Origin of the sequence: Kangiella shandongensis (assembly GCF_020005365.1) — a bacterium.
Taxonomy (GTDB): domain Bacteria; phylum Pseudomonadota; class Gammaproteobacteria; order Enterobacterales; family Kangiellaceae; genus Kangiella; species Kangiella shandongensis.
In genome coordinates, this window is the sequence record NZ_JACNML010000001.1 from 71,601 (window position 1) to 86,510 (window position 14,910).

General features: G+C 45.0%; 12 protein-coding genes and 2 tRNA genes. 5 read left to right on the top strand and 9 right to left on the bottom strand.

The window, feature by feature from the left end; all coding sequences use genetic code 11:
* Positions 1 to 11: 11 nt before the first annotated feature.
* The 4 genes from H7708_RS00285 to H7708_RS00300 form a co-directional block, all read right to left on the bottom strand.
* The gene (locus H7708_RS00285; protein WP_223668467.1) at positions 12 to 524 is read right to left on the bottom strand and encodes a MotA/TolQ/ExbB proton channel family protein; all 513 of its coding nucleotides are present in this window, start codon (positions 522 to 524) and stop codon (positions 12 to 14) included.
* A gap of 10 nt (positions 525 to 534) precedes the next feature.
* Complete coding sequence (locus H7708_RS00290) at positions 535 to 1,881, bottom strand: MotA/TolQ/ExbB proton channel family protein (RefSeq protein WP_223668468.1); 1,347 nt, start codon at positions 1,879 to 1,881, stop codon at positions 535 to 537.
* Positions 1,878 to 2,654, bottom strand: coding sequence for a DUF3450 domain-containing protein (locus H7708_RS00295; protein WP_223668469.1), 777 nt, complete (start codon positions 2,652 to 2,654; stop codon positions 1,878 to 1,880). Before H7708_RS00295 ends, H7708_RS00290 begins: the two co-directional genes overlap by 4 nt.
* Positions 2,655 to 2,955: 301 nt before the next feature.
* Positions 2,956 to 4,116 carry a TonB-dependent receptor gene (locus H7708_RS00300; RefSeq protein ID WP_223668470.1) on the bottom strand — a complete coding sequence of 387 codons (1,161 nt, stop codon included), beginning with the start codon at positions 4,114 to 4,116 and terminating at the stop codon, positions 2,956 to 2,958.
* Positions 4,117 to 4,474: 358 nt separating this feature from the next.
* On the opposite strand from H7708_RS00300, the gene H7708_RS00305 reads away from it, so the two are divergent.
* From H7708_RS00305 to H7708_RS00325, 5 genes are read left to right on the top strand one after another with little or no spacing between them, the layout of a single operon-like run.
* Positions 4,475 to 6,163, top strand: a complete 1,689-nt coding sequence (locus H7708_RS00305; RefSeq protein ID WP_223668471.1) for an ABC transporter substrate-binding protein — start codon at positions 4,475 to 4,477, stop codon at positions 6,161 to 6,163.
* Entirely contained in the window at positions 6,163 to 7,122 is a 960-nt protein-coding gene (locus H7708_RS00310) for an ABC transporter permease (protein ID WP_223668472.1), read from the top strand. The genes H7708_RS00305 and H7708_RS00310 overlap by 1 nt, the downstream gene beginning before the upstream one ends.
* A complete protein-coding gene (locus H7708_RS00315) occupies positions 7,119 to 7,994 on the top strand; it encodes an ABC transporter permease subunit (protein WP_223668473.1) in 876 nt (291 codons plus the stop codon). Before H7708_RS00310 ends, H7708_RS00315 begins: the two co-directional genes overlap by 4 nt.
* A 5-nt stretch (positions 7,995 to 7,999) precedes the next feature.
* Positions 8,000 to 8,977 carry an ABC transporter ATP-binding protein gene (locus tag H7708_RS00320; RefSeq protein ID WP_223668474.1) on the top strand — a complete coding sequence of 326 codons (978 nt, stop codon included), beginning with the start codon at positions 8,000 to 8,002 and terminating at the stop codon, positions 8,975 to 8,977.
* The gene (locus H7708_RS00325; protein ID WP_223668475.1) at positions 8,977 to 9,762 is read left to right on the top strand and encodes an ABC transporter ATP-binding protein; all 786 of its coding nucleotides are present in this window, start codon (positions 8,977 to 8,979) and stop codon (positions 9,760 to 9,762) included. Before H7708_RS00320 ends, H7708_RS00325 begins: the two co-directional genes overlap by 1 nt.
* Before the next feature lie 64 nt (positions 9,763 to 9,826).
* Here H7708_RS00325 and H7708_RS00330 read toward each other — a convergent pair whose 3' ends face one another.
* The 5 genes from H7708_RS00330 to lon all read right to left on the bottom strand — a co-directional run bounded on the left by H7708_RS00330 (position 9,827) and on the right by lon (position 14,904).
* Complete coding sequence (locus H7708_RS00330) at positions 9,827 to 11,740, bottom strand: SurA N-terminal domain-containing protein (RefSeq protein ID WP_223668476.1); 1,914 nt, start codon at positions 11,738 to 11,740, stop codon at positions 9,827 to 9,829.
* A gap of 102 nt (positions 11,741 to 11,842) precedes the next feature.
* Positions 11,843 to 11,919 (bottom strand) — tRNA-Asp (locus tag H7708_RS00335).
* A gap of 52 nt (positions 11,920 to 11,971) precedes the next feature.
* Positions 11,972 to 12,047: transfer RNA gene (locus tag H7708_RS00340), tRNA-Val, on the bottom strand.
* A gap of 13 nt (positions 12,048 to 12,060) precedes the next feature.
* Positions 12,061 to 12,333, bottom strand: a complete 273-nt coding sequence (locus H7708_RS00345) for an HU family DNA-binding protein (RefSeq protein ID WP_068989605.1) — start codon at positions 12,331 to 12,333, stop codon at positions 12,061 to 12,063.
* Positions 12,334 to 12,501: 168 nt separating this feature from the next.
* Positions 12,502 to 14,904, bottom strand: a complete 2,403-nt coding sequence (gene lon, locus H7708_RS00350) for an endopeptidase La (protein WP_223668477.1) — start codon at positions 14,902 to 14,904, stop codon at positions 12,502 to 12,504.
* Positions 14,905 to 14,910 lie beyond the last annotated feature (6 nt).

The following is a 14,910-nucleotide window of genomic DNA, read 5'->3' on the forward strand; positions in this document are numbered from 1 at the left end:
TCACCCAATGATTAATGGTGTGGAAGGTTATCGGCTAACTGGTGCGTTTTCAAATAAGCTGTTTGCTCTAAACGGCTACTGAAAAAGATACCAGATAGTGCTGCAACCATCCCCGCCATTGTTGGAATTGTCGCTTGGAAGATACCGCCCGCCATTTGACGTGCACTACCTGAGCCCTGACCTGACATACCATCGAAAACACTGATCATACCCGTAACCGTACCTAAAAGGCCCAGTAGCGGACAAATTGCAATCAAGGTTTTGATTAATAGCATTCTTTGGTTCAAAGCTTCTCTCGCTATTGAGACCCAAGCATCACGGATTTGGTGTGCGCGCCATGATGTTTGATCGTCACGCGAGTTCCAACGAGCAATAATCGAACGAGCTTCTTTGGGGAACTGCCCATAGATGTACCAGTAGCGCTCGATAATAAAGGTCCACATGAGGAAGAGAACGAGTCCTATCCACCATAGGACCCATCCACCTTTACCGATAAACGCTAATATCGTATAGATTAATTCCATAAGGAAATTCCTATCCGTTATTTTCGTCGTGTTGAGCCATTAGACCCGTGCTTTGCTCTTCAAGTACATGAATGATGCTCTTACTTTTACCCGCAACAACAGCGTGTAGGAAAGTAAGTGGGATTGCTGCTAATAGACCCCAAACAGTAGTTACCAATGCCTGAGAAATACCGTTCGCCATCAAACGTGGGTCACCTGTACCGTGTAGGGTAATTGATTGGAATACCTCAATCATACCAACAACTGTACCTAATAGACCTAACAACGGACCTAGCGCTGCAATAACCTTGATTAAGTTAATACCACGCTCAATCTTAGGTGTTTCTTTAAGAACTGCTTCGTCTAGCTTCAGCTCTAAGTTTTCTACATCTTCATCTTTGTTCGCTAAGTAGACTTTCATCACACGACCAAGCGGGTTGTTGCCAGGTGTGCTTGATTTCTTTTGCGACGCAACTTTTGGACCCGTAACCATGTAAAGCGTGAATAGACGCTCTAACGCGATTAAGATACCGATCGCTAATAAGATCATAACGGTAGAGCCGGCAAAGCCTTTAAACTTCCACAAACGATCAGGCAAGCTCATTTTCAGCTTTTCTAACTGCAAAATACCGCCTTTAGTTGGGTCGATGTAAAGACCAGCATAACCAGAGGCTGCTGACTCATAACCTGATGCCAAGTCACGAACTTCGGCTGCTGGCTGAACTTGTAGCGTCTTAATCTGACCTTGATCGTAAATAAGGTACTCGTTACCTGTTAACAAGTTGAAAGTACCAATACGTTCAACTGTCTGCGTTTCAGTACGGCCCGCTTCGTTGACAACGTCAGCAGCAAAGTTTGCTGTATTACCCTGCTCGGATAATTCCTGAAGCATTAATACGTAGAAACCACGAAGGTCGTCCATTTTTGGCAGCTCTTCAGCTTCAATCAACTTGTCTAGCAATACACCACGCCCCGGGTATTGTGCACTAATCAGTGATGAAGCAATGTCACCCGATAGGCTGTTCGCTGCTTGACGAACAACACCGAATAACTCACCCAAGTTACCTTGCTTAACACGTAGGTCTTCGGCAATTTGCGTCAGTTGCTTTTCATTTTCGTCAAACTGAGCTTTTAAACGTTCACTTCGAGCTTCTTCCGCAGCTAGCTTAGCTTTGGCATCCGCTAAAAGCTTATCTTGCTGGCTTTTCTTACGCTGAAACTCTTGAACGCGCTGGTTATTCACCTGCTCTTGAATACGCTCTTTATCCCTTACTTTCTTAAGAAGGTCGGCGTGTGACAAACTTTCAGCGGCGTTCGATACGGCTGAAACGCTAAACGCTAAGGCGCCAGCAAGTGATAATGCTAAAATGTTTCTCATTGTGCTGCCTCCGTAACTGGGACTGGTACTTTGAAGAGTTCTTGAGTTGCGACACCTTTCGCCATGTTAATAGCGCTACTCACTGAGTCTAAGTACTCTTTAGGCAATGGTTGCCATGTACCTGAGTTTTTATCCCAGTAGGCACCACTTTCACCGTCAACAGTTAAGTAAACATAAGATAGACGCCCTACACGTAGAAAATCTACAGTTAGAGCTTCACCATCTTTATCAATATTACCAGTACTCGCTGATACAGCGTTACCGTACTGCATTTCAATTTGGTAAGCTTCTAAAATCTTGCGATATTTTTCAGAAACTGTAACTTCAGCAGAATCCATCAAAGCGTACAAATTCTGTACACGCTCTTGGCGCTTTTCGATGTTAAATGGAATATCTAATTGAACAAACTCATCAAGGGTTTTGATCATTTCATCCATTAAAGGAAGAACACCCTTCTCAGTCTCGTCAATGGTTTCCATTTCTTTACTGCTTTCAGCAATTTGTTTTTCCTGAGAAGCAATTTGTCTTTCAAGCTGAGTATTATAAATGCGCAAACTGTCAACTTGTTGCAAAGTGTTTCTGTACTCTAGAGCCAAATCAGTTGTTTGCTCTGCTAGACGATCTACAGATACCTGCGTACTCGCTGCCTTCTTATCAATTCGTTTCTCTACAGTCATAGAGGAATTGAATGGGCCAGCAGCAATTGTGCTTCCCATGACAGCGGAAGCCAATAAGGCAACAGCCGTTTTTTTAAAAAGTACTTGTTTTTTCATAAACTTACCCAAATTTCTGTTCAGAAATTGTTTCATTAAAAGTCGATGTAAAAGAAACTTAGTAGGATCCAGACCAAAAATCAAGGAATTAAAGGCTGGAAAGTGTTAAAACAGTCTCTTTATTGTCAACTTAAACCAATCGGTCTTCGTGCGGTGAAAGAAATCAACTATAAAGGAGAAGGCCTGTAACGGTCAACAAAACATTACAGCTAATTTACATTTAGTAATATCTTCAGATAACTTTTTTTTATACTTGAATGCAAGCCCGACATGAGTTCTGCATGAACCGAGTCAGCTTTGACTAAAAGTTAATACTACCACTTAACTTAATATATTTTGGGCTCTGAAAGGTATATGGGGTTAAACCCGTATCGTCAAATGGCTGCATGTTTTTTTCGTCTACTGACACGTTACCTAACAAATTCATCAGGTCGATTCGAATGACCAGCCCAACATTATCCCAGTCCCCTTGATATTGAACACCAATATCTAATGTTGTGCTGTTGAAATCTAATTTGCTGGTATCCGCGGACAACAACGATACAATCTGGGGGGATTTTTGCTGGAAAAAATGTCGACTGAGGTTAGCATCCAGACTCCAGTCATGATTGATATCATATTGACTGAAAAGCGAAAAACTCTGTTCATCCAGCTGACTGTGCGACATTTCTAAAGCATCTAACTTGTAAGGCTGCCAGTTGAATACTGAACTTGAGCGATTGACTTTACCACCATAACTTAATCGCTCTCCGGCCTGGCGAGTTAATCGTATCTCAATCCCTTCAGCAGCTTTATCAAAACCAGTCGACGCATCCAACTCAGACAATAAGTTTACGGCTTCCGGTAGACCATCTTTATTCAGATCAAACCAGTAACGCTGATTGGTGAGGCTACTTTGCGTCAAGTCAAACAAACTATTGTCGGCGGCTTTTTGCGTCAAATCTGACTTAGTATAACTAATACTAACAGCCCAACTGTCATTAACTTGTTGCTCAAAGCCAAATGAGAAATTTTCCCCTTCTATACCGCTTTCGTTATAGTCCAGGAAGTCATCAACTTTAATAGAAACGGGGACTCGGCGGTTACCATAATCAATATAAAAAGTTGATTCGCCTCCGTTAGGGCTGTAAGCCGAATTTAAACGGTACTGTTCGGTAAAAGCCGACTCTTGTGACTGATTAAGATCTAAAGAGACTTTCCAAAAACCATCTTCTCCGTCAACTAAGCCCACAGACAGGCTTTCAGCACCTTGATAAGAAGGAAAATCTGTCTCTCCAGCATACAAAGGAATAGCCTTTGATGAAGAGTAGTAGTCAAACAACTCGGTTACCGAGGAACTATTTAGCGCATATGGTGACCAATCGCTAGAAGGCTCGGAAATACCTTTACTTGCAACTGCGGTACTGCTAAGGAATAGAAGTACTGACGCAGTAATTACTTTTACCTGACTTAAAGGTTTCATTGCTCACTCTACACTTTGTTGTCTAAAGTCACACAGCACTGGTTACTTTCTATTATGGCGTTAAAGTGTGTTAAAGCTTCAACTCGCTATGTGCCCCAAAACGTTGCCTCAAAGGCATTTTAATTAGGATTACAGTACTAGACCGTTGCTTAAGAGCAGCTGAACAGTACGGTATTTAATACATTTTAGTATATCAGTTTCCCTATGCCTTTCAACTTGTTACGGTGTGAACTTAGTGGCTGTTCACAGCTTGTTACAAGTTCTACCGCTGCCCTGAGAAACCTTGACACTCAGTAAGTGCTAGGCACTGGAGGTTAAGCTTGTTATTATTAAGAAATCTAACGAAAACAAAGACCTGATGATAAACGATAGCGTTTATAATTGCATCATTCGTACCGTGCCAAGCTTGGCAGCTGTAGCCCTGCTTCTATGCACAGCATGTACTCCTGATGCTTCCCCAGAAAGCAGCGAAAAGTCTCGGCAACTGCTCGTCTATTGTTCGGAGGGCAGCCCTGACAGCTTCAACCCTCAGCTCGTAACGTCGGGTACTTCGTATGACGCCACGGCTAACATTATTTACAATCAGCTGGTGACCTACAAGCCGGGCACCACGGAAATTATACCGTCGCTGGCCAAATCCTGGAGCATCAGTGACGATGGGCTGCGGTATACTTTAAACCTCAGGCAAGATGTCCCATTTCATAGCAACCAGCTCTTTACCCCCAGTCGGCCTCTGAATGCCGACGATGTCCTGTTCAGTTTCAACCGACAAAGATTAAGCAATCACCCTTATCATGGGATTTCAGGTGGACGTTATCCTTATTTCACGGCACAAAGCCTCGACCAGCTGATCAAAGACATTCGTAAAAAAGGCAAATATCAGGTCGAATTTATTTTAACTCGCCCAGAAAGCCCTTTCCTGTCAATTTTAGCAACACCTTTCGCTTCGATACTCTCAGCGGAATACGCTGCTCAACTTAATAAAATGAAACACCCAGAGTGGATTGATAGCAAACCTATTGGAACTGGACCTTTTCGCTTTGACCGCTATGAGCCAGACGCTTATATCCGCTATGAACGTTTTGACAACTACTTTGTCCAATCCCAACGGGTTAAGAATCTGGTTTTTGCTATCACACCCGATGCCGCAATGCGCTTTGCCCGGTTCAGTGCCGGTGAATGTGATGTGATGAGCTACCCTTTGCCTGTGCACCTGCGAGTCGCCCAAAAAAATGATCTGGACATTGTGCAAACACCCGGTCTCAACGTGGCTTATTGGGCTTTTAATACTGAAAAACCGCCATTCCATGATGCCAAAGTCAGACAGGCTCTGACCATGGCCATTGACCGTGAGGCTATTTTGCAGACAGTCTATGACCGTCAGGCATCCCTGGCGACCAATCCCATCCCCCCTTCTTCCTGGGCTTATAATAAAAACATCAACAAAGTGACCTTTAGCAAGCGGCAGGCTTTAGAGTTACTAAAAGAAGCGGGGTACGGTAATGGCTTTACCATTGATATTTGGGCAATGCCAATTCAACGGGCTTACAATCCCAATGCTCGAAAAATGGCAGAGATGATCCAGCAAGATCTGGCGGATATTAATGTCGAGGCCCGTATCATTACTTATGAGTGGGGCACTTTTTTATCTCGTGTCGCACAAGGTCTTCACCACAGTGTTCTTCTAGGCTGGAATGCGGATAATGCCGATCCGAATAATTTTTTCAGTCCGCTATTAAGCTGTACCTCTGCCATTAGTGGCAATAACTACTCCAAGTGGTGCAACCGGGAGTTTGACGAATTGATTTTAAAGGCAAGAACCTCCTCTGAACAAACGGTAAGAAAGCGCTATTACGATGAAGCTCAGGAAGTCTTTAAACAGCAAGCCCCCTGGTTAACCATTGCTCATGCCAACAACAGTGTCTTAGTGCAACACAACGTTCACGGCTTAATTATTTCACCCATCGGCAATATCAGCTTTGAAGGTGTCACTATTTCTGAGTCAACAAGCAGCGAGCTCACTGACACAGAAGGAGAAGCCAAATAATGTTTGCCTCGCTCCTAAAACAGTTAGGGACACTCCTTATCAGTCTGCTTGGGTTAACGGTTTTAACCTACATTCTCAGCCTGCAATCGAATATCCCGATCCACGACTACAAAAGTAGTAACGTCTTTTTACAGTACTTTGAGTACCTGCAGTTCTTACTTCAGGGAGACTGGGGGATATCAAGCATCCACAAACGTAGCGTTTTAAAAGATTTTCTACAGCATTTCCCAGCTTCAATAGAGTTAATTGCTCTAGCATTAACCTTAGCGGTGACGACTGGTCTGGGCTTAGGCATACTATCCGCTAGTCGACGTGGCGGCTGGCTTGATAATACCCTGATGACATCTTCTTTAATCGGCTATTCAATGCCAATTTTCTGGTGGGGCATGTTACTGGTTCTACTCTTCTCACTAACCCTTGGCTGGACTCCGGTAGCAGGCAGGTTAGACTTTCAATATAACATCGAGCCCTACACCCGCTTCATGCTCATTGACACCTTACTGCATCATAATAAATACGGCTTCAATGCTTTTTTGAATGCATTGCATCACCTGATTCTGCCGGCAGTGACGCTCAGCACCATCCCCATGGCTATCATTGCCCGCATGACCCGATCATCGTTGCTGGCAGTATTGAAGTCTGAGTATATCCGTACGGCACGCTCAAAAGGGATTAGCAAACGACGTATTATCTGGATCCATGGCCTGCGCAACGCTTTACAGCCAATTCTAACCATTAGTGGCGTCCAGGTTAGTATTATCATGTCCGGAGTCATCGTTACCGAATATATTTTCGCCTGGCCAGGAATCGGAAAGTGGTTACTGGAAGCCGTTTCACGACGTGATTTTGCCAGTATCCAGGGTGGCGTTCTGGCTCTGTCAATTGTGGTCATTGCTTTCAACCTTGCTCTGGACTTTTTAAGCATCTACCTCAATCCCCGTTTGAGGAGACCATCATGAGAAAATCACTGGTAACAGCAAATCAAAAGGCAGCCTGGGTCATTTACAAGCAGAACAAAGGCGCTCTGATTGGTTCTGTCATTCTGGCACTCATCTTATTAATGGCTTTAACCGGCCCGTGGCTGGCACCCTATGATCCAGCCCACCAGTTTAGTAATAAAGTATTGGTACCGCCCATTTGGAATTCCGCTGGTGACTTTGACTACTTCTTCGGGACAGACGATTTAGGCCGAGACCTGCTTTCACGGCTGCTCTACGGTGCCCGCTTATCACTGCAGCTCACTCTCACCGTTGTTGTGACTGCAGCAATTACAGGGATCATAATCGGGGCGGCATCGGCATTTCTTAATCCGACCTTGCGCTCTTTGCTGATGCGTATTATGGATTTATTATTATCGTTCCCATCGTTATTACTGGCTATTGCTATCGTAGCCATTATTGGTCCCGGGTTACCTAATGCTATTTATGCCGTTATTATCGTTCTAATTCCACAATTTGTTCGTATTACTCAATCCGCCATCAGCGATGAGCTCAATAAGGACTATGTCATGGCAGCCAAGCTGGACGGAGCTAAACGTTTCCGACTACTGACCCACCATGTGTGGCCCAATATTGTGCCAGCCTTAATTGTCCAGCTGACCTTTAGCTTCTCTACGGCGCTGCTCGATATAGCAGCGCTTGGCTTCCTCGGCCTGGGTGCCCAGCCTCCCATGGCAGAATGGGGAACCATGCTATCGGAATCTCGAGCATTTATTCAGTTTGCACCTTGGACCATGACATTACCTGGCGTGGCCATTTTTCTGACAGTTCTGTCCATTAATTTAGTCGGCGATGGCATCCGCGATGCTCTCGATCCAAGACTTAACCGGTAAACACTATGGGACTACTGCAAGTTGAAAATTTAAGCGTTGAGTTTAAAACTGATGAAGGCATCATCACGGCAGTCGATAAAGCGAAAATAGCGATTAACGCTGGGCAGGTACAAGGCGTTATTGGCGAGTCCGGATCAGGGAAGAGTGTTATGGCGCTGGCAATAGCAGGTTTACTATCACCGGCAGCTACCATGAGAGCCGATTTATTCAACCTGGATGGCCATGATTTAACCCGCATGAGTTCCGCCGAACGACAAAAGATTATCAGCAGTAATATTTCCATTATTTTTCAGGAACCAACGTCGAGCCTGAATCCCTCTTTAACCATCGGTTATCAACTCGATGAAACCATTCGTTTTCATGGTGGCGGAACGCGTAAAGAGCGTTTTGAGAAATCGTTGGAGCTGTTGAACCAGGTCGGCATCATGAATGCTAAGCGTCGTTATAAAGAGTACCCTCACCAGCTATCTGGCGGCCTCAACCAGCGTGTGATGATTGCCATGGCATTAGCCTGTCAGCCAAAACTGCTTATCGCGGATGAACCAACCACGGCACTCGACGTAACCGTACAGTCACAAATACTGGATTTGTTGCTGAAACTTAATGAGGAACATCATATGGCCCTCATGTTAATTACTCACGACTTTTCAATATTATCTGAAACGACAGACAAAGTTTATGTCATGTACGGCGGGCAAATTGTCGAATCAGGTCGAACCTACAATTTACTAAGTCAGCCATACCACCCTTATACCAAGGCGCTGCTCGATAGTGTTCCACACTACGGGATGCACTATAAAAAAGGGCGGCGCCTCTTTAACCTCAAAGGCAGTACACCATCGCTGGATCACTTGCCCGTTGGCTGTTATCTGGGACCTCGCTGCCCTTATGCCAATAAGAAATGCGTTCAACCTCCGGAGCTTCGTTCTCTTAAAGGACGTAAGGTGCGCTGTCACTTCCCACTGCTGGAGGATGATTCCTAATGCCAAACTTATTTGCCGCAAAGGACATCAGAAAGAGTTATAAAGTCTCAAACAACCCCCTCAAAAAAGGTGCGCTGGAAGTACTGCAAGGCGTTAGTTTCAGCCTCAACGAAGGACAAACGCTGGCCGTTGTCGGAGAGTCAGGCTCTGGCAAATCAACCTTAGCACGCATCCTGGTTGGGGCCGATAATCCAGACAGTGGGGAACTGCTATTTGAAGGCCGGAATATCTTAAAGAAGAAAAATAAATTCGAATGGTATAAAAATATCCGCATGATTTTTCAGGACGCGTCTGCATCGCTCAACCCCAGAACTACCATCAGGCAAAGCCTTGAAGAACCATTGCATAACGGCACAAACTATACCTCCAGCCAGCGACGAGAAAGAATTCTGGAAGTCCTGGAAATGGTTGGGCTCCGCCCCGAGTATGCTGAACGTTATCCGCATACTTTCTCTGGAGGACAGCGCCAGCGCATTGCCATCGCTCGGGCGCTCCTGCTTAGGCCTAAAGTCATCGTTGCTGACGAGCCTGTATCTGCGTTGGATGTATCCGTCCAGGCCCAGATCATTAACTTGCTACTCGATTTACAAGATCAACTCGATTTAGCTTACGTCTTTATTTCACACGATCTTGGCCTAGTCCAACACTTCAGTAATAAAGTGCTGGTATTAAATGATGGTAAGCAGGAGGAATATGGTCGTGTTACCGACATTTTCAGTCAGCCTAAATCTCAATACACTCTGGAATTATTGAATGCTTCGGCCGGTTACAAAAAACCAACCTGATAAGCACTAGTCGGACACAAAAAAGCCACTCAGCTGAGTGGCTTTTTTTATATTGGTAAACGGACTATCGTTTTACTTCTACTGTACTCTGGAAGTACTTAACGACATTGGAATTTTCATCCTGCGTACTCAGGTTCTTCGCCATTTGCTCTAACTGAGTACGAGTAGCATTATCCATTTCCTCTGGGTCAGGATAATTAATACCCTTCAACTCGATTACAGCATAATCACCATTGCTAAGCGGCTTGACGTCATACACCGTTTCATCACCCAATGATGCAGGCAGCTGATATACTGCTGATACCAGATCAAATTTCATCCCGGAGTCACGACGCTTCAACTCGGTATTCTCTTGCCAGCTCAAACCTTTTTCAGAAATCAGAGATTCCGTTGACTCTCTTTTTGCAAGGGCTGCAAGGACTTCATTCGCGAAAGCTTCACTCTCTACAGCTGCTTTCTGCTGAGTCATAGTTTTAACAATCTGTTCTCTTACTTCTTGAAGAGGTTTAACCGACTCTGCCTGATAATCGGTAGCCGTTACATAAATAATGTCTTTGCTGCCAAGCTCAATTTTGTCACTCACTTCTTTAGAATCAATAACTTGAGCTGTAAAAGCTTTTTCCAGTAAAGCTGGTTCGGCCGCAACCCCCGTTGCATTCTGTTTACTGAACATACCCGTTTCTGCCACATCCAGGCCAACTTGCTCAGCAAACTTGTTAATGTCGTCACCATATTCAAATAAGGCTTCATCCAGCTTAGATTCTTTCGTGTAGAATTCATCATTAGCGGCTTCTTTAGCAAGTGCCTCTATAATATCATCGCGAACCTCTGCTAACGGCGTCGTAGAACCGCCACGACGCTCCACTAGTTTGATGATATGAAAACCAAACTGTGACTCAACCACATCAGATACGTCCCCAGCTGCTTCTAAAGCTAACGCAGCCTTCTCAAACTCAGGATCCCAGCCAGTACCCGCGGACTCTGCGCTTTGCTCGACCGCATCAACCCAATCCAGTTGACCACCGTTTTCTGCACTGAAAGTATCGCTCGAATGCTCTTCTGCTAAAGTCGCAAAATCAGCACCCTGCTTGATCTCTTCAAGCAGATTCTCTGCTTTTGCTTTCGCACTCTCTACAGAGTTATCAATTAAGATATGAGCCACCTGAATTTCGGCAGGCTCCTGATAGTTCGATTTTTGCTGCTCGTAATACTCCTGGACAGCAGCCTCAGTAACCTCTGACTTTTTAGCTTCGATCAGGTTATCGGCCGACAACCGAACATATTTTAAGTTAATTTGCTCTGGCTGCTTAAATTGCTCTTGATTCTTTTGATAGTAGTCATTAATGGCATCTTCATCAAAAGTCACCGATTCGGCAAATGTCGCCACAGGAACACGCAAAACACGAACGTCACGCGTCTGTTCCTGTAGACGATACAAGGTCTCAACTTCATTCGGTAAAGCAAACCCCGAGTTATTCAAACCATCTTGCAGCTGCTCGCGTGCAATTGATTCTCTGGCCATTTCAGCCAGGCGGTCTTCAGACATGCCGTTTTGGCGCAGAATTTCTTTGGCCTGAGCAGGAGAATATTCGCCCGCTATTTGAAATGCCTCGTTAGTACGGATCCAATCTTTTACCTGGGCTTCTGAAGCAGCAAAACCTGCCCGGGCAACACCAGCAACGACAACTTCATCATTAATTAACTGCCGTTCAATCGTTTGGCGTAATTGCTCACGGCTAGCTTCTGTTGGATAACGCTGTTCAAAGCCTTGAGCATCACGCTGGCGCATCAGGTCGATTTGTCTTTGCACGCGTTGGCTGCTGATAGAAACACCATCAACCTCAGCGATTCGATTTGGATCACCACCAAACATATTGGCGCCAAAGTAGCCTGCTCCAATGAAGAACACAATAATGAGGAACATAACGAACTTCATTATCGGGTTATTCATGCTTTGCTGAATCTTTTCCAACATCATAGCTGAAATTACCTTTCGTTTATAAACTTTGCTTTATTTGTAGATTACCGGCTTTTATAAGCCAGTTATAAAAAACGCGCCTAATGAGGCGCGCTTAAAAAGTGGCGGAGCGGACGGGACTCGAACCCGCGACCCCCGGCGTGACAGGCCGGTATTCTAACCAGCTGAACTACCGCTCCGAATTTTTAAGTCCTCACCACAAGCGTTCAACTGAACTTGTGGTGAAAGACTTGGTGGGTGGTACTGGGCTCGAACCAGTGACCCTCGCCTTGTAAGGGCGATGCTCTCCCAACTGAGCTAACCACCCGCAAAAACGGCGCTTAGTTTACCGCGTCTTTAAGCGCTTTACCAGCTTTAAATCCAGGAACTTTTGCGGCTTTAATTTGGATAGTTTCGCCAGTCTTAGGATTACGGCCTGTACGAGCTGCACGCTCTTTTACAGAGAAGGTACCGAAACCAACTAAAGAAACTTGCTCACCTTTTTGTAGCGAGTCAGTTACAGCACCTAGCATTGAATCCAACGCACGACCTGCTGCTGCTTTAGAAATATCTGCGCCTGCTGCAATAGCATCAATTAATTCTGATTTATTCACACACTTTCCCCTTTATTTTTTAGAAATCTGTGATTAAAAAAATATACTGCGTTTCTTAGAGTTTTTATGCATAACTCAAGGTGCTCTGTTATATCAATTGACTGTCAAAACTGTCAAGATAATTTAGAGCAATATGGCTAAAAGTCTCTAGAAATCAGCATTTCACGCTTAATGTGGTTGAATTTTGTTCTGTTCACCTTTTTCTGCTGATGCAGTTTCGGGTTTCGATTCAACCGGTTTACTGATAGGCTCAGGCAATCGCTCAAGAGCAATATCAATAACTTCGTCAATCCATTTCACAGCAATGATCTCAAGATCCTGCTTAATATTTTTAGGTATATCCTCGAGATTCCGTTCATTTTCTTTCGGGATAATCACCGTTTTTATTTCACCTCTGTGTGCTGCCAGAAGTTTTTCTTTAAGCCCACCGATCGGCAGAACTTCACCACGTAAGGTAATCTCCCCCGTCATAGCAACGTCTTTTCGCACCGGAATTTTAGTCAGGCTGGAAATCAGCGCCGTACACATACCGATACCCGCGCTCGGGCCATCTTTCGGCGTCGCACCTTCTGGTACGTGGATGTGCAGGTCTTTCTTCTCATAAAAGTCAGGTTCGATACCTAACGCTAAACAGCGGCTACGAACCACCGTCATTGCAGCCTGAATCGATTCTTTCATCACGTCACCAAGCTGACCAGTAAAGACCGTTTTGCCTTTGCCGTCCATAACCACGGATTCAATCGTCAATAATTCACCGCCAACCGAAGTCCAGGCAAGTCCAGTAACCTGGCCCACCTTATTACTCTCACCTGCGCGGCCATAATCAAAGCGTTGCACACCCAGATATTTATTGATGTTCTTTTCCGTAACCTTGACCGTTTTCTTAGCCTTTTTCGCTAACAGCTGCTCTTTGACCGTTTTACGGCAGACTTTCGATATCTCACGCTCCAGATTACGCACACCCGATTCACGAGTGTAGTAACGGATAATACTACGAAGCGCATTATCAGACAGTTCCAGCTCGTTTGTCTTCAAACCAGCATTTTTAATCTGCTTCGGCAACAGGTATCGCTTGGCGATCTCAACCTTTTCATCTTCGGTATAGCCCGGGATTCGAATAACTTCCATCCGATCCAGTAACGGTGCCGGAATATTCATGGAGTTCGATGTTGCGATAAACATCACTTCTGACAGATCATAATCCACTTCTAAATAATGGTCACTGAAGGTATGGTTCTGCTCAGGGTCCAGCACCTCAAGCAATGCAGAAGAGGGATCGCCACGCATATCCATCGACATTTTATCGATCTCATCTAACAGAAATAACGGGTTCTTAACAGCAATCTTGCTCATGCGCTGCATAATCTTACCCGGCATCGCACCGATATAGGTACGACGGTGGCCACGGATTTCTGCTTCATCACGCACACCACCTAACGCCATACGAACATACTTTCGGCCTGTGGCACGAGCAATCGACTGCCCTAATGACGTTTTACCCACACCAGGGGGACCGACAAGGCACAATACCGGTCCTTTCAGCTTCTTCACTCGTTGCTGCACGGCCAGGTATTCGAGAATACGATCTTTGATCTTCTCTAAACCATAATGATCTTCATCCAACACTTCTTCGGCTTTAACCAGATCATGTTTTACTCGACTACGCTTTTTCCAGGGCACTCCCAGCAGCCAGTCAATGTAACCACGAACGACGGTCGCTTCGGCCGACATTGGTGACATCATTTTTAATTTTTTCAGCTCAGCTTCGGCCTTCTCCTTGGCTTCTTTTGTCATGCCAGCTTCTTCGATCTTCTTCGCTAACTCTTCATGCTCTGAAGCCGTTTCCTCACCATCACCCAGCTCTTTCTGAATCGCTTTTATTTGCTCATTCAGATAATACTCACGCTGATTCTTTTCCATCTGGTTCTTAACGCGACCACGAATCCGTTTTTCCACTTCCAGCAGATCCATTTCGCTTTCCATCTTGCTCATCAAGTGCTCAAGACGCTCTACCACAGACTCCATTTGCAGTATTTCCTGCTTGTCTTCAATATTCAAAGACATATGGGCAGCGATGCTGTCCGCCAGACGGCTTGGATTTTCAATGCCGGACAAAGTAGTCAGAATCTCACTCGGAATTTTCTTATTGAGCTTCACATACTTGTCAAAGCTATTCAGTGCCGCTCGAGCTAAAGCATCTTCCTGATCTTCCTGTCCCGAGACATTTTCTATCAGGCTCACCTCAGAGATAAACATGGGATCCGTTTCTACAAAACGCTCAACTTTTGCTCGCTGTACACCTTCTACCAAAACTTTGACATTCCCATCAGGGAGTTTCAGCATCTGTAAAATTGTTGCCACACAGCCGTGATCAAATACTTGATCAGTATCCGGCATATCTTCAGTCGCTTCCTTCTGTGCGACTAACATGACTTGCTTATCACCGTTTGTCGCTTCCTCCAATGCTTGAATCGACTTTTCTCGCCCAACAAACAGCGGAATCACCATGTGTGGGAAGACCACAACATCGCGTAACGGTAATAATGGAAGTTGTTTAGTTTCTAATGGCATGAACTC